The organism is Pseudomonas sp. B15(2017), assembly GCF_002113215.1.
GTDB lineage: Bacteria > Pseudomonadota > Gammaproteobacteria > Pseudomonadales > Pseudomonadaceae > Aquipseudomonas.
Genome location: NZ_NEJZ01000016.1, coordinates 87,529 through 108,665, shown reverse-complemented (window position 1 = coordinate 108,665; position 21,137 = coordinate 87,529). Strand labels below are relative to the sequence as shown.

General features: G+C 59.6%; 21 protein-coding genes and 1 tRNA gene. 18 read left to right on the top strand and 4 right to left on the bottom strand.

What is annotated here, in order from left to right; all coding sequences use genetic code 11:
- Positions 1-161 precede the first annotated feature (161 nt).
- The 6 genes from dapA (at position 162) to CAF73_RS21960 (ending at position 5,156) form a co-directional block, all read left to right on the top strand.
- Positions 162-1,040 carry a 4-hydroxy-tetrahydrodipicolinate synthase gene (gene dapA, locus CAF73_RS21985; protein ID WP_085683177.1) on the top strand — a complete coding sequence of 293 codons (879 nt, stop codon included), beginning with the start codon at positions 162-164 and terminating at the stop codon, positions 1,038-1,040.
- A gap of 17 nt (positions 1,041-1,057) precedes the next feature.
- Complete coding sequence (gene bamC, locus CAF73_RS21980; RefSeq protein ID WP_085700602.1) at positions 1,058-2,173, top strand: outer membrane protein assembly factor BamC; 1,116 nt, start codon at positions 1,058-1,060, stop codon at positions 2,171-2,173.
- Between the two features lie 4 nt (positions 2,174-2,177).
- Entirely contained in the window at positions 2,178-2,936 is a 759-nt protein-coding gene (locus CAF73_RS21975) for an MBL fold metallo-hydrolase (protein WP_085700603.1), read from the top strand.
- A 28-nt stretch (positions 2,937-2,964) separates the two neighbouring features.
- Entirely contained in the window at positions 2,965-3,678 is a 714-nt protein-coding gene (gene purC / locus CAF73_RS21970; RefSeq protein ID WP_007963288.1) for a phosphoribosylaminoimidazolesuccinocarboxamide synthase, read from the top strand.
- Positions 3,679-3,761: 83 nt separating this feature from the next.
- A tRNA-Ser gene (locus tag CAF73_RS21965) sits at positions 3,762-3,851 on the top strand.
- Positions 3,852-4,484: 633 nt separating this feature from the next.
- The gene (locus tag CAF73_RS21960) at positions 4,485-5,156 is read left to right on the top strand and encodes a lipopolysaccharide kinase InaA family protein (protein ID WP_085703819.1); all 672 of its coding nucleotides are present in this window, start codon (positions 4,485-4,487) and stop codon (positions 5,154-5,156) included.
- Positions 5,157-5,420: 264 nt separating this feature from the next.
- Here the strand turns inward: CAF73_RS21960 and CAF73_RS21955 are convergent, their stop codons facing one another.
- Complete coding sequence (locus tag CAF73_RS21955) at positions 5,421-5,612, bottom strand: DUF1508 domain-containing protein (RefSeq protein ID WP_085700605.1); 192 nt, start codon at positions 5,610-5,612, stop codon at positions 5,421-5,423.
- A gap of 276 nt (positions 5,613-5,888) precedes the next feature.
- On the opposite strand from CAF73_RS21955, the gene CAF73_RS21950 reads away from it, so the two are divergent.
- From CAF73_RS21950 to CAF73_RS21925, 6 genes are all read left to right on the top strand, one after another.
- The gene (locus CAF73_RS21950; RefSeq protein ID WP_085700606.1) at positions 5,889-6,857 is read left to right on the top strand and encodes a glycosyltransferase family 2 protein; all 969 of its coding nucleotides are present in this window, start codon (positions 5,889-5,891) and stop codon (positions 6,855-6,857) included.
- A 3-nt stretch (positions 6,858-6,860) separates the two neighbouring features.
- Positions 6,861-7,568, top strand: coding sequence for a bifunctional 2-polyprenyl-6-hydroxyphenol methylase/3-demethylubiquinol 3-O-methyltransferase UbiG (locus CAF73_RS21945; protein ID WP_085703818.1), 708 nt, complete (start codon positions 6,861-6,863; stop codon positions 7,566-7,568).
- Positions 7,568-7,951 carry a GtrA family protein gene (locus CAF73_RS21940; RefSeq protein WP_227234739.1) on the top strand — a complete coding sequence of 128 codons (384 nt, stop codon included), beginning with the start codon at positions 7,568-7,570 and terminating at the stop codon, positions 7,949-7,951. Before CAF73_RS21945 ends, CAF73_RS21940 begins: the two co-directional genes overlap by 1 nt.
- The gene (locus tag CAF73_RS21935) at positions 7,948-10,044 is read left to right on the top strand and encodes a DUF6311 domain-containing protein (protein WP_085703817.1); all 2,097 of its coding nucleotides are present in this window, start codon (positions 7,948-7,950) and stop codon (positions 10,042-10,044) included. Before CAF73_RS21940 ends, CAF73_RS21935 begins: the two co-directional genes overlap by 4 nt.
- A 72-nt stretch (positions 10,045-10,116) precedes the next feature.
- Entirely contained in the window at positions 10,117-11,043 is a 927-nt protein-coding gene (locus CAF73_RS21930) for a LysR family transcriptional regulator (protein WP_085700610.1), read from the top strand.
- A 57-nt stretch (positions 11,044-11,100) separates the two neighbouring features.
- Positions 11,101-11,466: a 5-carboxymethyl-2-hydroxymuconate Delta-isomerase gene (locus CAF73_RS21925; RefSeq protein ID WP_085700611.1), complete on the top strand. Its 366-nt coding sequence runs from the start codon at positions 11,101-11,103 to the stop codon at positions 11,464-11,466.
- Positions 11,467-11,469: 3 nt separating this feature from the next.
- Here CAF73_RS21925 and CAF73_RS21920 read toward each other — a convergent pair whose 3' ends face one another.
- Together CAF73_RS21920 and CAF73_RS21915 are read right to left on the bottom strand one after the other, a co-directional pair.
- Entirely contained in the window at positions 11,470-12,405 is a 936-nt protein-coding gene (locus CAF73_RS21920) for a LysR family transcriptional regulator (protein WP_085703816.1), read from the bottom strand.
- Positions 12,406-12,614: 209 nt separating this feature from the next.
- Positions 12,615-13,799: a cyanate transporter gene (locus CAF73_RS21915; RefSeq protein WP_085703849.1), complete on the bottom strand. Its 1,185-nt coding sequence runs from the start codon at positions 13,797-13,799 to the stop codon at positions 12,615-12,617.
- 297 nt (positions 13,800-14,096) lie between these two features.
- Here CAF73_RS21915 and CAF73_RS21910 point away from each other — a divergent pair, with 297 nt between their 5' ends.
- The 4 genes from CAF73_RS21910 (at position 14,097) to CAF73_RS21895 (ending at position 18,338) form a co-directional block, all read left to right on the top strand.
- Positions 14,097-15,746 carry a phosphoethanolamine transferase gene (locus tag CAF73_RS21910; protein ID WP_085703815.1) on the top strand — a complete coding sequence of 550 codons (1,650 nt, stop codon included), beginning with the start codon at positions 14,097-14,099 and terminating at the stop codon, positions 15,744-15,746.
- 129 nt (positions 15,747-15,875) lie between these two features.
- Positions 15,876-17,009 (top strand): ribonuclease D, encoded by a 1,134-nt coding sequence (gene rnd, locus CAF73_RS21905; protein ID WP_085700615.1) that lies wholly within the window; start codon positions 15,876-15,878, stop codon positions 17,007-17,009.
- A complete protein-coding gene (locus CAF73_RS21900; RefSeq protein WP_085703814.1) occupies positions 17,006-17,299 on the top strand; it encodes a YcgL domain-containing protein in 294 nt (97 codons plus the stop codon). Before rnd ends, CAF73_RS21900 begins: the two co-directional genes overlap by 4 nt.
- A 106-nt stretch (positions 17,300-17,405) precedes the next feature.
- Entirely contained in the window at positions 17,406-18,338 is a 933-nt protein-coding gene (locus tag CAF73_RS21895) for a D-2-hydroxyacid dehydrogenase (RefSeq protein ID WP_007958054.1), read from the top strand.
- 116 nt (positions 18,339-18,454) lie between these two features.
- On the opposite strand, the gene CAF73_RS21890 is transcribed toward CAF73_RS21895, so the two are convergent.
- The gene (locus CAF73_RS21890; protein WP_085700617.1) at positions 18,455-19,048 is read right to left on the bottom strand and encodes a nitroreductase family protein; all 594 of its coding nucleotides are present in this window, start codon (positions 19,046-19,048) and stop codon (positions 18,455-18,457) included.
- A 279-nt stretch (positions 19,049-19,327) separates the two neighbouring features.
- On the opposite strand from CAF73_RS21890, the gene CAF73_RS21885 reads away from it, so the two are divergent.
- Together CAF73_RS21885 and CAF73_RS21880 are read left to right on the top strand one after the other, a co-directional pair.
- The gene (locus CAF73_RS21885; protein WP_085683109.1) at positions 19,328-19,777 is read left to right on the top strand and encodes a YcgN family cysteine cluster protein; all 450 of its coding nucleotides are present in this window, start codon (positions 19,328-19,330) and stop codon (positions 19,775-19,777) included.
- A 20-nt stretch (positions 19,778-19,797) separates the two neighbouring features.
- Positions 19,798-21,027 (top strand): hypothetical protein, encoded by a 1,230-nt coding sequence (locus CAF73_RS21880; protein ID WP_085703813.1) that lies wholly within the window; start codon positions 19,798-19,800, stop codon positions 21,025-21,027.
- The last annotated feature ends 110 nt before the right edge of the window (positions 21,028-21,137 follow it).

Here is a 21,137-nt window from a genome sequence, read left to right as displayed (position 1 = left end):
ACGGGAGACTGGAACCCGGCGTACAAGCTGATCAGTACCGATCAAAGTCTGAAGGGTAGCGAAAAGCGGCGCCAAGGGGAATGGCGGCACAGTACTTCGCTTGTGCAAGCATCTTGGCGCCAGTACCATTACCGCTCTCTTTTTCCGGCAGGAGCGGTTTCATGATTGCGGGCAGTATGGTGGCACTGGTCACACCCATGGATGCACAAGGGCGTCTTGACTGGGACAGCCTGAGCAAACTCGTGGACTTCCATCTCAAGAACGGCACCCATGCCATTGTCGCGGTTGGCACCACCGGCGAGTCGGCAACCCTTGATGTAGAAGAACACATCGCCGTCATCAAAGCCGTGGTCAAACAGGTTGCCGGTCGCATTCCGGTGATCGCCGGTACCGGCGCCAACTCGACCCGCGAAGCGGTCGAGCTGACCCGCAATGCCAAAGAAGCCGGCGCCGATGCCTGCCTGCTCGTAGTCCCGTATTACAACAAGCCGACCCAGGAAGGCCTGTACCAGCACTTCAAGCACATCGCCGAAGCGGTCGACATCCCACAGATTCTCTACAACGTTCCTGGCCGCACCTCCTGCGACATGCAGGCCGAGACCGTGATCCGCCTGTCCACCGTGCCGAACATCATCGGCATCAAGGAAGCGACCGGCGACCTGAAACGTGCCAAGGCGATCATCGACGGCGTGAGCAAGGACTTCATCGTGCTGTCCGGCGATGATCCGACCGCAGTCGAGCTGATCCTGCTGGGCGGCAAGGGCAACATCTCCGTCACCGCCAACGTCGCCCCGCGCGAAATGGCCGACCTGTGCGAGGCCGCGCTCAAGGGCGACGCCGAGACCGCGCGGGCCATCAACGAAAAACTGATGCCGCTGCACAAGGACCTGTTCATCGAAGCCAACCCGATTCCGGTGAAGTGGGCTTTGGTCGAAATGGGCCTGATGCACGAAGGCATCCGCCTGCCGCTGACCTGGCTGAGCGCTCCTTGTCATGAAACGCTGCGCTCGGCCCTGCGCCAGTGCAACGTCTTGGTTTAATTGAGGAAGTACAACGCATGAAGCGAATGGCCGGACTTTCCGCACTTGCCTTGATTATCTCCAGCACCAGTGGCTGCGGATGGATCTGGGGCCCGGAAGGTTATTTCCGTGACCGTGGTAGCGATTACCTGGAAGCGCAACAGACTGCACCGATGCAACTGCCACCAGACGTCAGCACTTCCAAGCGCCTGGATCCGCTGCTGCCGATCCCGCGCAACGTGGCCGACGACACCGCCAAGGGTGAATACGTCGTTCCGCGTCCTCAACCGCTGTCGACCGTTGCCGATGCCAGCGACTACTCGCTGCAGAAGAGCGGTGATTCGCGTTGGGTCATGGCCCAGCACCCACCGGCCGAAGTCTGGCCAGTAGCGGTGCAGTACTTCCAGGACAACGGTTTCCGTCTGGATGAACAGCGCCCGCAAACCGGCGAATTCACCACCACCTGGCAGCATTCCGATGAACTGTCCGCCGCCATGGCCAAGCGCCTGAGCGCCGCCGGCGTCAGCACCGACAGCGAAACCCGCGTGCGGGTGCGCATCGAGCCAGGCGTGCAGCGCAACACCAGTGAAGTCTACGTGGTCAGCGCCGAGCGTCCTGCCGGCAGCACCGCCAATGTCGATTTCACCAACCGTTCGGTCAACACTGGCCTGGACGCTGCGCTGGTTGACGACATGCTCGCGAGCATGAGCCGGACCTCCGAGAAGGGTGGTTCGGTGTCGATGCTGGCTTCGCGTGATTTCGACACCCCAAGCCGTGTCAGCCTGAGCGAAGACGGCAGCGGCAACCCGGTACTGAACGTCGGTACGGATCTGGATCGTGCCTGGTCGAGCGTCGGTCGTGCGTTGGAACAGGGCGAATGGCGCGTTGAAGACATCAACCGCAGCCTGGGTCTCTACTACATCAACTTGTCCGAAAAGGCCGAGAAGAAAGACGAGAAGCCAGGTTTCTTCAGCAGCCTGTTCGGCAGCGCGCCGACCAAGGAAGAAGTTGAAGCCCGTGCCGAGCGTTATCAGGTTCGCCTGAGCAAGGTCGGCGAGAACGTTCAGGTGACCGTCGAGAAAAACATCAACACCGTTGCGCCGGCCGATGTGGCCCGCAAAGTGTTGAGCGTGATTCAGGACAACCTGGGCTGATCCAATGCGTTTTGCCGTTCTCGGCAGCGGTAGCCAAGGGAACGGCACGCTGATCGCCAGTGCTGATACGTATGTGCTGGTGGATTGTGGTTTTTCCCTGCGGGAAACCGAAAAGCGCCTGTTGCGCCTGGGGGTTAACCCGGCGCAACTGAGCGCGATACTCGTAACCCACGAACATGCCGACCACGTGCATGGCGTGGGTTTGCTGTCTCGGCGCTACAATCTGCCTGTCTACCTCAGTCGCGGCACACTGCGAGGGATGCGCAAACCGATTGAACCTGCCGGTTTCGTGACCGGTGGCGAGCAGTTGCAGATCGGTGCTCTGAACATCGGGGTCATTGCCGTGGCCCATGATGCGCGGGAACCGACTCAGTACGTGTTCAGTGACGGTGAACGGCGCTTCGGCCTGCTGACCGACCTGGGCTCTTACTGTGAACGGGTGCTGGACGGCTATCGGGATCTCGATGCGTTGATGATCGAGTCCAATCACTGTCGCAACATGCTGGCCCGTGGTCATTACCCGTACTTTCTCAAGCAGCGGGTGGGCGGCGAGCTGGGACATTTGAATAACCATCAGGCGGCATTCCTGGTGGCCGAGTTGGGCTGGCAAGGCCTGCAACACCTGGTCCTGGCCCATCTGAGCAGCAAGAACAACCTGCCGCAGCTGGCCCGGCAATGTTTTGTCGACACCCTCGGGTGCGACCCGGACTGGCTGCAACTGGCCGATCAAGATTCAGGGCTCGACTGGCGCCACATCGCCTAGCCCATCTACTTAGCAAGCGGAGCCCATCATGGAAAAACGTGAAGAACTCTACCGCGGCAAAGCCAAATCGGTTTACAAGACCGACGACGCTGACCGCTTGATCCTGCTGTTTCGCAACGACACTTCGGCGTTCGACGGCAAGCGCATCGAGCAACTCGACCGCAAAGGCATGGTGAACAACAAGTTCAACGCCTTCATCATGCAGAAACTCGAAGCGGCCGGCATTCCGACCCAGTTCGACAAACTGCTGGGCGACAACGAGTGCCTGGTGAAGAAACTCGACATGATCCCGGTCGAGTGCGTCGTGCGTAATTACGCCGCCGGCAGCCTGGTCAAGCGTCTGGGCGTCGAGGAGGGCATGAAGCTCAACCCGTACACCTTCGAACTGTTCCTGAAGGACGACGCCAAGGGCGACCCGTTCATCAACGAATCCCACGTCGTGGCTTTCGGCTGGGGCACCGCCGAGCAACTGGCGCGCATGAAGGAACTGTCGCTCAAGGTCAACGAAGTCCTGAGCAAACTGTTCGACGACGCAGGCCTCTTGCTGGTGGACTTCAAGCTTGAATTCGGCGTGTTCAGCGACGGCTCCATCGTCCTGGGCGATGAGTTCAGCCCGGACGGCTGCCGTCTGTGGGACAAGGACACCAAGAAGAAGATGGACAAGGACCGCTTCCGTCAGGGCCTCGGTGACGTCATCGAAGCCTACGAAGAAGTCGCCAACCGTCTGGGCGTACCGCTTTAATCGACGCAAGCATCTGATAGCACGGAGAAATTTTCGAAAGAGGGTTTGCTTTCGGTAAAAGTGTTGTTATGATGCGCGCCGTTGGAGAGATGCCAGAGTGGCCGAATGGGACGGATTCGAAATCCGTTGTACCTTCACCGGTACCTAGGGTTCGAATCCCTATCTCTCCGCCATTATTGAACAAGACTAAGCCCCCGTAATCATTGAAGATTACGGGGGCTTTTTCGTTCCCGTCGATCTATTTGAAACATTTCCTGGGCATAAACCTTGCCCGTCATGCGGCTCTAGTCCGTTTTAAAACCCCAGCATTTTTGACACGACACCGGCCATGCTCTTGGTGTCTACGAGCGCTTCGAATGGCTCTACATCGCTCTTGCTGATGTAGACGAATCGGCGTTTGCCAAATTTTTTCGACGTGCTTGGCGTTGCTTACATAGTTAACGACGGACTTGATGCTCTAAGGCTGGCTGAATACCTTTCAGAGGGACTTATGAGGGGACGAATGAAATCCAACGAAGATCGTCCGGCAAATATTTGGTAAAAGCTTAGTAGGCTGACCGACCGCTTCCAGCGATAAGCAGAGGTTTGCCAGTAACCACCATCGGCCAATCGTGGACGCAAAAATCTTCCAAATCGCTTGTCTTGAGCGTGGTCGCTCTGAATGTCCGGCTCTGTAAAGAGCAAGAACTCGAGCTGGTAAAAAAACCTGCAATTTGCGGGGAACTATTTATATTCACGAATGGACTGAGCTGCTATTGCGATCAAAATAAAACGGCGCAGAAAACTTTTAAATAATGGAGCGCGTAATGGGCAGGTCAGGCAAAGAGTTTGAATTTTGGTGGGGTACATCCGGATCGTGGGTTGAACCACCCAATGTGCGCCGAAGCGGTACTAGTGGTGTCCAGCTGGTTGTTCAAGATAACAGAACCTTCTTCGTCAAGCGTCAAACCGGCCATCTGTTTCGCAGCCTGCGTTATCCCACTGGCAGACCCACCGCTCTGCGTGAGGGAGTTGCTCTCTCCAGACTCGAGAAACTGGGTGTAAACGCGCCAAGACCCGTATTTTATGGGGCGAGAAAAGTCGACGGGGTATGGCAAGGTGTTTTGGTTACAGAAGACCTGGGCGGCTTCATAGATCTGGATACTTGGTATAGCCAAGGCGCTGCCAGCATGTTGACGACGGAACAACATGAGCAACTATTTAAGCGTTTGGCGCAAATGCTGGCGAGAATGCACTCGGGCAAGTGGCAGCACGGTTGCATGCGGTCCAAACACATCTTTATCAAGGCATCGATTACGGATGCGGTATTTGACTTCGAGCTGGCGTTACTTGATTTAGAGAAGTCACGCGGTCGTGCTACGGCGATGGGAGCAGCTCGTCACGACATTCCTCAACTCAGACGGCATTCTTACTGGGATGAGTCGCAGTGGCGGCATTTCCTTTCGTACTACGAGCAAGCAATTGGCAGAACCATCTAAGCTGGTTTGTCTAGCACTCAGCAGGCCCGCCAGTTGTAACTTCTGAAGATATCAACAAGTGCTTAAAACATAGAGTCACCTCTTAAATTAAAGATTCTTCTATCGGCTGATTCTGGCTGGGTAGCGACGGTCAGGACTCGACCGTCGCAAGGCATATTCCAAACTCAGTCTGTTCCGCCATCTCCAGGGCGACCTGATGCCCTGAAGCAACATCAGAAGTCGCCGGAGCTGCCAACACAGGCAGCCCGGCGTCCTGAACAGTCCTCAGATCTCCTTGATCGGCGTATCCCCCTGGACACCCTTGATCAACTCGATCACATGCAGACAATCCGCCTTGTTCACATACGACTCCCCGCTGGCGACCGTCTCGTGGTTGCCTGCCCGCAGCCGCCAGCGCCATTGGCCCTTGCCGGTGCTCGGGGTGCCTTTGGATTGCCTGTAAATCTCGAAATACATTCAGTTCGCTCCATGCGATTTATGTGCGACAGCCTGTGTGACGCCTCGACGCAAGCCTAGCGGAGCGCGGATTTTTGGCTATCGGGGATTTGTTTCCAATCGTTCGTGAATGTTTCTGAAAGGCACTGGGCAGAGCGCAGGGATCGTCCTCCGGATTGGCCGGAACGCCGTCGTTTGCCCCTTGCATGACATATCGGGCTGCTGCTTAATACGGTGCGGCTCATGGCGTCGAACGGCGTTCGACGACCGACAATCACTATAAGAAAGAGCAGTCCATTGGCTCATCTGCACGGAACGCAACACGCGGGCCCGGTGAAGTTGTCGCTGGTGATTCCCGTATTCAATGAAGAGGACAGCCTCGACGGCTTTCTCCTGCGTATTCATCAGGTTTTCGAGCAAGAGGCGCTCGTCCAACTGGAACTGGTGTTCGTTAACGACGGCAGTTCCGATACGACGTTGGAGCGGCTCCTGATCCGTCAGCAGAGCGATTCACGCATCCGCATCGTCGATCTGAGTCGCAATTTCGGCAAGGAAGCGGCCATGTCCGCCGGTTTGCAGATTGCCACCGGGCAGATCGTGGTACCGATCGACGTTGATCTGCAGGATCCTCCCGAAGTCATTTTGCAGATGATCGAACGCTGGCGGGAGGGTTTCGAGGTAGTGCTCGGCCACCGCATCAGCCGGCGCAACGACACTTGGGCCAAACAGACCTCCGCCAGTTGGTTCTATCGCCTGCACAACCGGATTGCCGATCAGCCATTGCCCGAGAATGTCGGCGATTTTCGCTTGATGGATCGCTGTGTGGTCGATGCGTTGCTGACCTTGCCCGAGTCGCGGCGCTTCATGAAAGGCTTGTTCGCCTGGGTCGGTTTCCGCACCACGCAGGTCGAATATGAACGCCCCGAGCGGGCGGCGGGGCAGAGCAAGTTCAATGGCTGGCGACTGTGGAATTTCGCGCTGGAAGGCATCACCAGTTTCAGCACCGAGCCGTTGCGGATCTGGACGTATCTGGGGGCGCTGGTGTCTCTGGTATCGTTCGCCTTTGCGATGTTCATCGTGCTGCGTACGGTGCTGCACGGTGTCGATCTGCCAGGTTATGCGTCGCTGATGGTGGCGGTGACATTCCTCGGCGGCCTGCAACTGATCGGCATTGGCGTGCTCGGCGAGTACCTGGGCCGCACCTACATCGAAGCGAAGCGCCGGCCGGTTTTCCTGGTGCGCCGCATTTACGAATCCAAGGACTGACAGATGGATCTCAAGGAAACCGACATTCTCGGCGACAGCATCGGCGAGCATTGGTATTACTGCTCCAAGGCAGCGGCTACCCGCCGCCTGCTGGGTGAGGCGCCCATCAAACGAATTCTCGACGTCGGCGCCGGTTCAGGATTTTTTTCCCATCATTTGTTGACGCACACGGCGGCACGCGAAGCCTGGTGCGTGGACATCAGCTACCCGGCCGACTCCAGCGCCACCACTGCCGGCAAACCGGTGCATTACCGTCGCTCGATCGACACCGTGGATGCTGATCTGGTGTTGCTGATGGATGTGTTGGAGCACGTCGATGATGACCTCGGCCTGCTCGAGTCTTACGTCGACAAAGTGCCCTCCGGCAGTCGCTTCCTGATGACCGTGCCGGCGTTCCAGTTCATGTGGAGCGGGCACGATGATTTTCTCGAACACAAGCGTCGCTACACTCTGGGGCAATTCGAAACTCTCGCCCGAAAGGCCGGATTGACGGTGGAGCGGGGCGCCTATTACTTCGGCGCGGTCTTCCCGATTGCGCTGGCGTCGCGCCTGATACCCGGCGCTCGGGGTTCGGCACCGCGTTCGCAATTGAAAAAACATCATCCGCTGGTCAATAGACTGCTGAAAACCCTGTGCAGCCTCGAGCTGCCGCTGATGGGCATCAACCGCGCAGGCGGACTGAGTGTGTTCGTGCTGGCGCGCAAGCCGTGATGGCGACGAAACGGTCCGCACTGATTCAGCGCGGTGTGCGTTTTGCCGTCACCGGTCTGTTCGTCACGGCGCTGCATGCGTTGGTGGCAGTGCTGTTCATCAATTTCGTCAGTCCTGTGCCTGCGTTGGCCAACGGCGTCGCCTTTATCGTGGCGACGGTGGTGTCCTACGTGATCAACACCACCTGGAGTTTTTCCGCCCGGTTGCACGGCAAGACTCTGATGCGTTTTCTGATGGTTTCGGCGGGCGGCTTTCTGTTGGCAATGTTCGTGGCCTGGGCGGCGCAGATGGCCGGGCTGCACTATCTGGCCGGAATCATTGCCGTGGCGCTGACGATTCCGGCATTCACCTTTGTATTGCATAACTTCTGGACGTATCGATGACGGATTCACGGGAGCACCCGGCACTTTCCCTGTTGCCGCTGCTATTGGGTGTTCTGGTGTTTTTTCTGGTGGTCGGGCCGCAAGCGCTGAATCCGCAGAACATCGCCTGGCTGGAGCACGGCGATCCGGCGACGCATTATCTGGGTTGGGCGTTTTTTCGGCAGGCGCCCTGGACGTTCCCGCTCGGGCTCAATCCTTCTTACGGCCTGGAACTGGGCAGCGCGATCATTTTTTCCGACTCCAATCCACTGCTCGCGCTGTTGTTCAAACCGTTCAGTGCCTGGTTGCCGGAGACCTTCCAGTATTTCGGTTTGTGGCTGTTGGCCTGTTGTGTCCTGCAAGCCTGGTTTGGCTGGAAGCTGATGGGGCTGATGACGACCCAAACCTTGATTCGACTGCTGGGGACCGGGTTGCTGGTGTTCTCGCCTGCGATGTTTTTGCGCATGGGCGCGCACCTCTCGCTGGCGGGCCATTTCCTGATCCTGGCTGCGCTGTACCTGACGCTGTTGCCGAACCTGAGCCGACGTCGTGTCGCCTGGGGAACCTTGCTTGCTGTAACGGCATGGGTGCACGCCTACCTGCTGGCCATGGTTGCGCTGATCTGGGTGGCGGATCTGCTGGGCAAGACATTCAATCAGTCATTGACCCGGCGTCAGGGGATGATTGAAGGGGGCATGCTTTTCGCTCTGGTAAGCGTGTGTTGCTGGCAGGCCGGGTATTTCAGCATTGCCGATGGCGCGGCATCCGGTGGCTTTGGTTTGTACCGGATGAATCTGCTGTCGCCCCTCGACCCGGCCGGCTGGTCATTGATCCTGCCTGATCTGCCGAAGGCCGACGGGGATTACGAAGGTTTCAACTACCTTGGTCCGGGCGTTCTCTTGTTGGCGCCGCTGGCGCTGATTGCCGGATTTCGAAACCGCCAACCCTTGCAGGATCAGGTGCGCGCGCGTCCATGGCTGCTGATGGCGCTGTTCGGTTTATGGCTGTTCGCTTTGTCGAATCAGATCGGTATCGGGGCGTTGAATCTCGATTATCCGCTGCCGAAAAGTTTTGTCGCGCTGGCCAATATCTTTCGTGCCTCGGGCCGGATGTTCTGGCCGGTTCTGTATGTCTGCATCCTGGCCGCGATTTTTCTGGTGGTACGCGGTTATCGGCCGCGCGTCGCCATCGGTCTGCTCGCGGTGGCGCTGCTGATCCAGGTTGTCGATACCCGAAACGGCTGGATGGGGCTGCGGCAGGGAAAAATGGTGGCACCTTCGTCGGTCTGGGCCAGCCCGATGACTGATCCTTTCTGGGCGAGCGCCGCTGCGCGTTATGCCAATGTCCGCAGTCTGATGCCACAGAATCAAGGAGAGCGCTGGCAGATGATTGCCGGTTTCGCAGCGACCCACGGCATGAAGACCGATGCTGTCTATCTGGGACGCATGAGCACTTCGGCGCTGGTGCGGGCACAGCAGAACGCCCGCGCGATGCTCGATTCGGGGCAGTACGACGCAGATTCCTTGTACGTCCTGGACGACGATGCTTTGGTCGATGCCGCGAGAACCATCAACAGTGAAACCGATCTGTTGACGCGCGTGGACGGGATTACGGTACTGGCGCCGGGCTGGAAACGTTGTGTGCAGTGCCTGTCCGTGCAGGATGAGGGGCGACGGATTTCACTCCTTCCCTTGACTCGCCCGGGACAGGCGTTGGTCTTCAATTATCGAAACCGGCAACTGGCCAGCGGCTGGTCGAAGCCTGAAAGCTGGGGGACGTGGACGGAAGGTCAACAGGCGAAAATCCAATTGCGCGTGTTGCCTCCGGCGAGTTCGATCGTGATCGACGCATTGGCATTCATACAGCCCGGGCACCCCGGCCAGCGGGTGATCATCAGTCTGAACGGCCAACCAGTGCTGGATACCCGTTTGACGCAGTTTCAAGGCAATCGCCTGGAAATTCCGATCAGCGCCCAGCTCAACCAGCGCCTCGGGAACGATGCCCGGCTCGAAATCGAATTACAGTTGCCGGATGCCGTCAGCCCCCGACAGTTGGGGATCAACCACGATTCGCGGGTCATGGGGCTGGGGCTGAAGACGTTGACGGTGCAATGACGCACCGTTTCGATGGACGCCGCCCCCACGGCCTTTCTACACTGCCGCAATCTGGGGATCGGGGGGCAATGGATGAACCGCAATGAACTACGCAAGGCCGACATCAACCTGATGGTGGTATTCGAGACCTTGATGCTCGAACGCAACGTGACCCGGGCCGCCGAGAAGCTGTTTCTCGGCCAGCCGACCATCAGTTCGGCGCTCAATCGTTTGCGCACCATGCTTAACGATCCGTTGTTCATCCGCGTCGGCCATCGCATGGAGCCGACCGCCCGCGCCGAAGACATTTATCGCCATCTAAAGCCCGCGCTTGACTCGCTGTCGGTGGCGCTGAGCCTGACCCGGGATTTCGACCCGGCCGTCAGCACCATGACCTTTCGCATCGGTCTGTCGGATGACGTCGAATTCGGCCTGTTGCCACCATTGCTTCGGGTATTGCGCCAGGAGGCGCCGAACGTGGTGTTCGTGGTGCAGCACGTCGATTACTGGCGGATTCCCGATCTGCTGGCCGCCGGCGATATCACTGTCGGCATCAGCCAGACCCGCGGCCTGCCGGCCAACGCCAAGCGCAAACTGCTGCGGCATATTCAGCCGAGCATCCTGCGCGCCGACAAATCCGACACGCCGCTGACACTCGATGAATATTGCGCACGCCCCCACGTGCTGGTTTCCCACACAGCCAATGTCAGTGGCTACGCCGATGAGTGGCTGGCGGATATCGGTCGCACCCGTCAGGTGGTGCTGTCGGTGCCGCAGTACAGTTCGTTGCCGGCGTTGCTGGCCGGCACCGATCTGATTGCCAGCCTGCCGGACTACACCGCCGAAGCCATGGCCGCTTCCGGGTTCCTGTTCAAGGAGCCGTTCCCGTTCAAGACCCCGACCCTTGACCTGTCGATGGTCTGGCTCAGCCACGTCGACAGCGACCCGGCGGAGCGCTGGCTGCGTTCGCGGCTGGAGCAGTTCATGAGTGAGCGTCCGGTGATGTCGTCGTTGGCGTGAGTCATGCGTTGCTGTGTTATATGTACGACCTTTCCGCCGAACCACTGGAGCACCGAGATGCCACACCTGCACCTGGAATACACCGCCAACCTGCCGCAACTGAACGCTGACGTGGCGTTGATCCGGCTCAATAACACGCTGGTGGGTTCCGGTCAGTTCTCGGCGGAGTTCGATATCAAGAGCCGTGCGCTCAAGGTTGAAACCTTCAAGGTCGGCACCGCCATGAACGAGCGCGCCTTTGTGGCGGTGAGGCTGGCGCTGCTCAGCGGGCGCTCTCCGGAGATCAAGAAGCAACTGTCGCAGAGCCTGTTGGCGGTATTGCAGGAATTGTGCGAATGGCCGGCCGGGGTCGAGGTGCAGTTGAGTGTGGAACTGCTCGACATCGACCGCGAGTCCTACAACAAGACCGCCATCGGCGTGTAGGACTCAGGCCGCTTCCAGCTCTGCGCAGGTCTTGATGACCTGCTCGCGCAGCCAGAGGTTGGCGCTGTCCTGATCGACGTTGTGGCTCCACTGCATGTCGAGGGTAAACCCCGGCAGGCCATTCGGCGCCTCGCAGTGGTTGAACACCGCTTCGTTGGTCAGTAAACGCTGGATCCGCCGGGGCAGGGTGAGAATGAAATCGGTGCCGGTGATCATCTTCAACGCCGCGCTGTAACTGTTGGAGCGGGCGACGATCTGGCGTTTTTGCGCCTGGCGCGCCAGCCAGCCATCGACCATGTTGGTGGTCGACGTCCACGGCGTGGGAAACACATGCCGGCGTTCGGTAAAAGCTTGCAGACTCAGTCGCGGCTCCAGCGGCGTGGCGCGTTTGTCGAAAACGCAGACCAGATCATCTTCCAGCAACATGCGTGATTTCAGGTCGGCGTGACTGCGATGGAAGTGCGGGCCGAAACAGATCACCAGATCGAGGCTGCCGTCGCGCAACTCTTCGACCGGCACGTCGGTTTCGAACTTGTGCATGTTGACCATCACCGGCAAGTCATCGAAGTCAAAGCGCTTCAACATCCGCGGCAGGATCAGTTGCTCGAAGTATTCCGGGGCACAGATGTTGAAGGTCACCGGTTGCGCCATCGGGTCGAAGGTCGGGGCGCCGGCGTGGCAGAGGTTGATGCTTTCGAGGATTTTCTGCACATGGCCATACATGCTGCTGGCCTTGTAGGTCGGGCGCATGCCCGTGCGGGTATTGACGAACAAATCGTCTTCGAAGCTGGTACGCAGTTTTTTCAGGCAGTAACTGACGGTGGACTGGCTGACGAACAGCGACTCCGACACGTCGGTGACGCTGCTTTGCTCATACACGGCGACAAACACCATGAGATCCTGCATGTCGAGCTTTCTAAGCAAGTTACTGTTCAGCATCCGTTCTGTCTCGCTGTGCTCCTTGCGCCGAATCCGCGCAAACGTGTGCGCATGATCGTAACGGAACGATGGTGCCAGGAGAAAGCCCTGTAGGACGTTTCACTGTCACTTGTGGGACAGAAAGTTTTAGTAACACGACGTACACAATCAAACCCGGAAAAGCTGGCCAGAAGCCTTTATCCAGACGAGGCGGCCTGCCGTTCGCCCGATCAGCCCATGTGCCGGGTGTAATGCCGTGGATCAAAACGCAGCACCATCAACAGCATGAGCGCCATCACTGCCGTCAGTGACCACCAGGCCCATTCGAAGCTGCCCAACTGATCGCGCACCATCCCGGCCATCAGCGGCGAGAGCCCGGCAATCAGGTAGCCGATGCCTTGTACGAATGCGGTCAGCCCGCCGGCACGTTGCGGTTCGTCGAGGTGATCGAGGGATACGATCAAGCTCATCGGGAACAACCCGCCGATACCCAGCCCGAGCAGGCACGGCCATAGCAGGCTCAAGTGCAGGGGACTGAGGATCAGCCCCACAAACCCGGCGATGATCAGGCCGAGCAGGGCGCCAAGCACCAGGCGTCGGTCACGGCTGCGATTGGCGATGGCCGGCACCACCAGCCCTGAAATCACCTCCATGGCCGTCAGAAAACCCAGCATCAGGCCGGCGTTTTGTTCGCTCCAGCCCTTTTCCACGTAATACGGCGCCAGCCAGGCGAGCACGCAGGTGTAGGACGCGGTGCCGAGACCAAAGAAGATCGCGAGCAGCCAGGCGCGGGAATTCGTGAAGAAGGATTCTTTTCTGACAACGGCCCGGTTGGTGTTCGGTGACGTGGCGCGGTTTTTCCACCAGAAAGGAATGGCGAGCAGTGCCAAAACCGCCCAGACAGCCAGTCCCGCCCGCCAGTTGCCGGTCTGCATCATCACCCACGGTGCGAACGAAGCGGCCAGCGCCGCGCCGCCCATGATCGAAGTGACGTAAAGGCCCATACACAGCGCCACGTTGTCGGGAAATCGCGATTTGATCAGCGCGGGCATCAGGGCCTGGATCAGTGCAATACCGATCCCGGCCAGCACGGCGCTGGCGATCAATCCGCCCGCTGAATCGAGAAACAAACGCGAAAACGTCGCCAAGCCAATGATCACCAGCGACAGCAGCACCGTGCGCTGTTCACCGAGGCGCTGGCTGACCGCCATGCCGAAAAACATCGCCAGCCCCATCGCCATCACCGGTAGCAGGGTCAGTAACGCTGCGAGACTGAAGCTCAGCGCCATATCGCCGCGAATGGCCGAGAGCAAGGGGCCGACCGCCGCCATCGACGGGCGCAGGTTGAGGGCGACCAGGATGATGCCGAGCATGAGCCAGAAAGCGGGGCGGGCAGTGGCGCGAACGTTTTCCATCTTCAGACCTTTGAACCAGGGGCTGTTGATTAGGCGGGCAGGCGAGCGGGGCGGCAAATCAGAATGTCATGACCGCTATCGAGAAACTCGATACGGCACCTCGTGGCCCGCGTCTTAACCACAGCTGAATCATTCTCAAATACGCTGCATATTTCATGGTTATTTCATCGGCCAACTAATCGTTGGCTTCTTTTTCACAAAAAATTGATGGTTGCCTGCTTAGAGTTTGTGTGGTCTGCGTCAATGAAATTTTCACAATTGGCGACGGCACTTCTTTCAAGGAAATAGTCCCTCGCCATGTTCAAGTTAAAAGCCGTGCACCCGGAATGGGTGACGTTGTTTGCCAGCGCCTTTCTTTTGACCGGATTCAATTTCGTTCTCTGGCAACACCTGTTCGACATCACCGCCGCGGACGGCAAGGGCATTGCGATGCGCATTGCGTTCGGGGTGATGATCTTCGCGGCGTATAACATCGTCTTGACGCTGCTGGCGTTTCGACCTGTTTTGAAACCTGTGTTGACGTTGTTGTTCATGGTCAGTGCCGGCGTAGCTTATTTCATGAGCCAATACGGTGTATTGATCGATGCCGGCATGTTTCGCAACTTTGCCGAAACCAATGCCACCGAAGTTCGCGATCTGCTGTCTTTGAAGTTGCTGGTTTATATCTTGTTTTTGGGTGTCTTGCCGTCCTGGTTGTTGTGGAAAGTTCCAGTCAACTATCGTCGCTGGCATCGCGAGTTATTAAGCAAAGTTGTGGTGAGTGTCGCGTCGGTCGCGGTTATTGGCGGCGTCGCGTTGGCCAATTATCAAGGACTGTCGTCGCTGTTTCGCAATCACCACGAAATTCGCCTGATGCTGGTGCCGAGCAATTACATCGGCGCCTCGGCCGGTTATCTGCGTGAGCAGGTGGCTTCGGCGCATCAACCGTTCGTCACGCTTGGCGAAGACGCCCAGCGTAACGCCGCCGTGCAGAACCATCCGCGCAAATCCCTGACGGTGCTGGTAGTGGGGGAAAGTGCCCGGGCGGAAAACTTCGGCATCCTCGGTTATGACCGCGACACCACACCGAAACTGGACAAGGAAGCCGGCCTGATCGCCTTCACCGACGTGCATTCCTGCGGCACCGAAACCGCGGTGTCGGTGCCGTGCATGTTCTCCAACATGGGCCGCAAGGATTACGACGCCAGCAAGGCGAAGAATGAGGAAGGGTTGCTGGACGTGCTGAAACGGGCCGGGATCGACGTGATCTGGCGCGACAACCAGTCCGGCTGCAAAGGCACCTGCGACCGTGTCACCCTGCAGGATGTCAGCAATCTGAAAGACCCGGCGCTGTGCGCCAACAGCGAATGCCGCGACGAGATTTTGCTGCAAGGCCTGCAAAGCTTCATCGATCACCTGGACAAGGACACTGTGCTGGTCCTGCACCAGATGGGCAGTCACGGTCCGGAATACTTCAAGCGCTATCCAAAGGAATACGAGCGCTTCACCCCGGTGTGTGAAAGCAATGCGCTGAACAATTGCAGCCGCGAAAGCATCGTCAACGGTTACGACAACACGCTGGTGTACACCGATCATGTGCTCTCGAGCCTGATCGATGTGCTGCGCAGCAATCAGGACAAGGTCGATACCGCCATGCTCTACCTGTCTGACCACGGCGAATCCCTGGGTGAGTACAACCTGTTCCTGCACGGCACGCCGTACATGCTGGCGCCGGAGCAGCAAAAACACGTGGCAATGCTGGCGTGGTTCTCTGACAGCTATCAGAAGTCTTACTCGGTCGACACCCATTGCCTGCAAATGAGCCGCGACAAGCCGCTGAGCCAGGACAACCTGTTCCACTCGATGCTCGGTCTGCTGGAGGTGCAGAGCAAGGTGTACCAGCCGGATCTGGACATGTTTGCCGGCTGCCGGGGCGCGGTGATCGACGGGGTGCTGGCCAAGGACTGACCGGCAGACTCAATCTGTAAGACTATTCTTTCCCTCAGGCAGGAGATTTCATCAAGCTCTTGCCCTGTAGAGGCGCGGAAAGCGCCGGTGGCGATATATACTGCGCGCCATTCTTGAAGGGAGAGCCGTGTGGCCATCGATATTCACTGGATTCGCGACAACGATAGCCTCGCGCAGTTTTGCGCCGAGTGGCAGCAGCTGCCGTTCGTTGCCCTCGACACCGAATTCATGCGGGTCGACACCTTCTACCCGATTGCCGGCCTGTTGCAGGTCGGCGACGGCAAACGCGCCTACCTGATCGACCCGCTGACCATCAACGCCTGGCAACCTCTGGCCGCTTTGCTGGAAAACCCGGCGGTACTCAAAGTCCTGCACGCCTGCAGCGAAGACCTTGAAGTCCTGCTGCGCCTGACCGGCAGCCTGCCGGCGCCGCTGTTCGACACCCAACTGGCTGCCGCCTACCTGAACCTCGGGTTCTCGATGGGTTATTCGCGTCTGGTGCAGGAAGTGCTCGGCATCGAACTGCCGAAGGGTGAAACCCGTTCCGACTGGTTGCAGCGTCCGTTGTCTGACACGCAAATCAGCTATGCCGCCGAAGACGCCGTGCATCTGGCGGAGGTTTTCGTACAACTGCGTCCGAAACTGTCCGACGACAAATACGCCTGGGTGCTGGAGGACGGCGCCGAACTGGTCGCCAACCTGCGCCGCGAAACCGACCCGTACGAGGTGTATCGCGAGGCCAAACTGGCGTGGAAGCTGTCCCGCGCCCAACTGGCCGTACTGCGTGAGCTGTGTGCCTGGCGTGAACGCGAGGCCCGTGCCCGCGATCTGCCGCGCAACCGCATCGTCCGTGAACACTCGCTGTGGCCGCTGGCCCGGACCCAACCGGACAGCCTCAGCGCGCTGGGCAAGATCGAAGACATGCATCCGCGTACCGTGCGTCAGGACGGCGAGTTTCTGCTTGATCTGATCAAGCGCTCTGGCAGTGTGGGGCCTGATCAATGGCCGCCAGCTGTGCCGGAGCCATTGCCGATCGAAGCCGCCGCGCTGATCAAACAGCTGCGGGCGCTCGGTCAGGCCGAAGCTGAGCGTCTGGGCATCGCGCCGGAGCTGATGCTGCGCAAGAAAACCCTCGAAGCGCTGGTCAAAAGCGGCTTCCCCGAGGGGCCTTACCAATTGCCTGATTCGCTGCGTGGCTGGCGCCGCGAATTGATGGGCCAGAAGCTGCTCGACAGCCTGGCCACCGCCGGAGAACAGCCTTGAAACGTATTTGTTCCATTTATCAAAGTTCGAAGAAAAGCGGCATGTATCTGTACGTGCTCAAGAGCGATGCGCTGGAGCGTGTGCCGGAAGGCCTGATGGCGGCGTTCGGCAAGGCGAAGCACTCCTTCGATCTGGTGCTGACCCCCGAGCGCAAGCTCGCCAGCGAAGACATCGCCGTGGTCCTGGAAAACCTCGACAAGCAGGGCTATCACCTGCAGATGCCACCGGCCGAGGAAGAGTACATCGAGCACTTGCCCGAAGAGTTGCTGCGACGCAACGACCCGGTCTGATCCGCGAGGCCCTGTCCTGGGCCTCTTGTAACCCCTGGAACGGTTTTTACGGCGACGGCTGCCCCGAAGTGGACGGCCGCCTGCACGGTTTGCGAAAGGTTTGAAGATGCGCGTTCTGATTGCTGAACACGACCACGCGATATACGCCCGACTGCTGCGTCAGGCGGCCCCGGAGCTTGAAGTGCTGACCAGCGGCGACTCCGCCGAACTGGCCCGTCAGGCCGTCGATTGCCCGGTATGGCTGGGTCAGCCGGATCTGCTGGCGACCCTGCTGCGTCAGGGCCACCAGCCCCAATGGCTGCAATCGACCTGGGCCGGCATCACGCCGCTGTTGGCCGACGGCCTGCGCCGGGATTACCGCTTGACCCGGGCGGTCGGCATTTTCGGCCAGGTCATGGCTGAATACGTGCTGACCTACATGCTCGGCCATGAGCGCGAAGTGCTGGCGCGACTGGTCAGCCAGGTCGAGCGCAAGTGGGACAACCGCACCGGCCAGAGTCTGGTCGGACGCAAGGTGCTGATCGTCGGCACCGGTGACATCGGCCAGAGCGTGGCGCAGTTCCTGCTGCCGTTTGGCGTCGAGTTGTACGGCATCGCCAGCAGCGCTCGCGAGCAGGCGCCTTTTGTCGAAGTCGGCTCGATGGCGGACTTGCCGCGTCTGGTGGGCGAAGCGGATTACGTGGTCAATCTGCTGCCCAACACCGAGCACACCCACGACATCTACGACGCTGCACTGTTCAAGCAATTCAAGCCGACCGGGTTGTTCATCAACGCCGGGCGCGGTGTCGCGGTGGTCGACGCGGATCTGGTGGAAGCGTTGAAAGAAGGCCATCTGGCTGGCGCGGTGATCGACGTTTGCCGCCAGGAACCGTTGCCGCAACGGCACCCGTTCTGGACCGCGTGGGGCTTGCTGCTGACCGGGCACAGCTCGGCACCGACCTCGCCGCCGATGATGGTGCAGTTGTTTCTGGATAACTTGCGGGCGTATCAGGCGGGCGAGGCGCTGCGCGGCGAAGTGGATTTCGCACGCGGTTACTGACTAGAGATCGTTCCCACGCTCCGCGTGGGAATGCAGCCCGTGACGCTCCGCGTCACTGGACGCGGAGCGTCCCTTGAGGCATTCCCACGCAGAGCGTGGGAACGATCAAACGGGGCTTAGAGGGTGAAATCGCCTTCAGCCGCCAGTTCGCTCAGCGGACGACGCGGGCTCGGCGTTTCCCGTGCTTGCAGGTAATCCGCCAGGCTTGCCTTGTCACCCAGCTTGCCCACCGCGACGGCGGCGTGCAGCGCATAGCCTTGCGGAATGTTCAGCTCCTTGCGGGTCAGCTCCTGATCGAAGCCGGCCATGCCGTGGGTGTGCCAGCCGCTCAGGCTCGCTTGCAGCGCCAGATGGCCCCACGCGGAACCGGTGTCGAAGGTGTGCCACAGCGCTGGCGTTTCCTCGGTCGCGCCCGGTGCGGTGAAGGTGGTTTTCGAAATCACGATCACCAGTGCCGACGCGTGCTGTGCCCAGCTGCGGTTGAATTCATTGAGCAGACCCAGGTAACGCTCCCAGTTCGGCGTGTCGCGACGGGCATAGAGAAAACGCCACGGCTGCGAGTTGTACGCCGACGGCGCCCAGCGCGCGGCTTCGAAGAAGCTCAACAAGGTTTCTTCGGAAATCGCTTCGCCGGTAAAGGCGCGGGGCGACCAGCGATCGGTGAACTGCGGGTGGATGGCGTATTCGGCAACGCGAGGGTTGGCACTCATCGAGAGATTCCTTGCTACGTTTGAGGACAGGTTGGAAGCGAAACCCGGCGGGATCAGTTGGGCTGAACGATGGGGTTGTGGCGCAAGCCTGCAGTTCACCGGGTGCAACGCGGTCGAGCGTTAATGGCATCCGGCGAAGGCCTGGTGTGACCGGCAAAACTACTTGGCCGCGCAAAAACTGACAAGCCCCGCACAACCGGCAGTCGCCAGCGCTTGGATCACGGGGCCTTGGGCACTAGACTGGCGGCCTTTTCACCACCTGATGTTGATGCTTGAGCCATGGCCGCCAAAGTCGAACCGTTCTGGATACGCAAAACCCTCGATCAACTCGATCACGAGGAGTGGGAATCGCTGTGCGACGGTTGCGGCCTGTGCTGCCTGCAAAAGCTCGAGGATGAAGAAGACAACAGCGTCTATTACACGCGTATCGCCTGCAAACTGCTGGACCTGAAAACCTGCCAGTGCAGCGATTACCCGAACCGCATGAAGTTTGTTCCGGACTGCATTCAGCTCACCCCGGGCCAGGCCGAACAATTCAAATGGCTGCCGCCGACCTGCGGTTATCGGCTGGTCAGCGAAGGCAAGGATCTGCCGCTGTGGCATCACCTGGTCTGCGGTGATCGCGACGCGGTGCACCACGAGCGGATTTCCCAGTCCGGGCGCATGCTCGCCGAAGGCAGCGTGCCGGAAGACGACTGGGAAGATCACCTGATTTTCCGCGCAGGTTAACGATTGACCAAGGAGCAGGTATGGCGACGGGATTGCGCCGGGCGCTGATCGTCACGCTGCTGGCGCTGAGTGCGCCGGTGTGGGCGGCGAAGAAAGTCGATCTGGATTATCAGGTACGCCTGTTGCCGCAGAGCGATCAGGCCGAAGTGCGCATGACCTTCGCCAGGGGCGAAGTGGTGCGCAGCCTGGATTTCGACCTTGGCGATGGCAGCCGCTACAGCGATTTCAAGGCCGACGGCCAGTGGCAACTGACGCCGGGCAAACCGGCGCGCGGGGTCTGGCGCCCGACGGCGGACAAGGCCAGCCTGACCTACCGCGTGCGCATCAGCCATGGTCGCAAGAACGGCAGCTTCGACACGCGCATGACCCCGACCTGGGCGCTGATGCGCGGCGATGAACTGGTGCCGCCAGCCAGGCTCGATCAACAGGACGGCATCGAGCTGGTCGCACGCCTGCACTTCGAATTGCCCGATGGCTGGAAAAGCGTCGAAACCGCCTGGCCACGCATCGGCAAGAACAAATTCCGCATCGATAATCCGTCACGCCTGTTCGACCGCCCGACCGGCTGGATGCTCGCCGGCCACCTTGGCAGCCGTCGCTCGCGGTTGGGGGAAACCGAAGTCACCGTGGCCTCGCCGCAAGGGCAGGGCATGCGCCGGATGGACGTGTTGACGCTGCTGACGTTTGTCTGGCCGCAGGTGCAGGCGGTGTTTCCGCGCCATCCGAGCAAACTGTTGATCGTCGGTGCCAACGACCCGATGTGGCGCGGCAGCCTGGCGGCGCGGGAGTCGATCTACCTCAACACGCGGTTGCCGCTGGTCAGCGAAAGCGGCAGCAGCGCACTGGTGCGCGAGCTGGCGCAAGTGTTCGGACGGATCAACGACGAGCAGCGCAGCGACTGGATCAGCGAAGGGTTTGCCGAGTATTACGCCATCGAACTGGTGCGCCGTGCGGGGGGCATGAGCGACGAGCGTTACCAGGCGTTGCAGGCGAAGCTGGCCAAGGACAGCCAGAAGGTCACGACCCTGCGCGGCGAGCAGATCAGCCCGGCGCAGGTGTCGAAAGCGGTGCTGCTGTTGCAGGAGCTGGATGGCGAAATTCGCCTGAAGACCCGCAACAAGCGCTCGCTGGATGACATGCTGCGCGGGGCAATGCATCTGGGGACGGTGGACACCAAAGCGTTCGTGCAACTCGCCGAAAGCATTCTCGGCGAGTCGTCCAAAGTCCTCGATACCGCGTTACTGCAGTAATACCGTCATCGCTGGCCAGCCAGCTCCCACAGGATTGTGTGGTGACCACCGATTGGTCTCCACCCCAAAACATTGTGGGAGCTGGCTTGCCAGCGATGAGGCCAGCAGCC

Coding starts and splice junctions, on each gene's coding strand:
- bamC (WP_085700602.1), top strand. CDS start 1,058: ATGAAGCGAATGGCCGGACTTTCCGCACTTGCCTTGATTATCTCCAGC.
- purC (WP_007963288.1), top strand. CDS start 2,965: ATGGAAAAACGTGAAGAACTCTACCGCGGCAAAGCCAAATCGGTTTAC.
- CAF73_RS21935 (WP_085703817.1), top strand. CDS start 7,948: ATGACGGATTCACGGGAGCACCCGGCACTTTCCCTGTTGCCGCTGCTA.
- CAF73_RS21930 (WP_085700610.1), top strand. CDS start 10,117: ATGAACCGCAATGAACTACGCAAGGCCGACATCAACCTGATGGTGGTA.
- CAF73_RS21895 (WP_007958054.1), top strand. CDS start 17,406: ATGCGCGTTCTGATTGCTGAACACGACCACGCGATATACGCCCGACTG.
- CAF73_RS21910 (WP_085703815.1), top strand. CDS start 14,097: ATGTTCAAGTTAAAAGCCGTGCACCCGGAATGGGTGACGTTGTTTGCC.
- CAF73_RS21915 (WP_085703849.1), bottom strand. CDS start 13,799: ATGGAAAACGTTCGCGCCACTGCCCGCCCCGCTTTCTGGCTCATGCTC.
- CAF73_RS21880 (WP_085703813.1), top strand. CDS start 19,798: ATGGCGACGGGATTGCGCCGGGCGCTGATCGTCACGCTGCTGGCGCTG.
- CAF73_RS21920 (WP_085703816.1), bottom strand. CDS start 12,405: ATGCTGAACAGTAACTTGCTTAGAAAGCTCGACATGCAGGATCTCATG.
- CAF73_RS21945 (WP_085703818.1), top strand. CDS start 6,861: ATGGATCTCAAGGAAACCGACATTCTCGGCGACAGCATCGGCGAGCAT.
- CAF73_RS21890 (WP_085700617.1), bottom strand. CDS start 19,048: ATGAGTGCCAACCCTCGCGTTGCCGAATACGCCATCCACCCGCAGTTC.
- CAF73_RS21925 (WP_085700611.1), top strand. CDS start 11,101: ATGCCACACCTGCACCTGGAATACACCGCCAACCTGCCGCAACTGAAC.
- CAF73_RS21885 (WP_085683109.1), top strand. CDS start 19,328: ATGGCCGCCAAAGTCGAACCGTTCTGGATACGCAAAACCCTCGATCAA.
- CAF73_RS21960 (WP_085703819.1), top strand. CDS start 4,485: ATGGGCAGGTCAGGCAAAGAGTTTGAATTTTGGTGGGGTACATCCGGA.
- CAF73_RS21955 (WP_085700605.1), bottom strand. CDS start 5,612: ATGTATTTCGAGATTTACAGGCAATCCAAAGGCACCCCGAGCACCGGC.
- CAF73_RS21940 (WP_227234739.1), top strand. CDS start 7,568: ATGGCGACGAAACGGTCCGCACTGATTCAGCGCGGTGTGCGTTTTGCC.
- dapA (WP_085683177.1), top strand. CDS start 162: ATGATTGCGGGCAGTATGGTGGCACTGGTCACACCCATGGATGCACAA.
- CAF73_RS21975 (WP_085700603.1), top strand. CDS start 2,178: ATGCGTTTTGCCGTTCTCGGCAGCGGTAGCCAAGGGAACGGCACGCTG.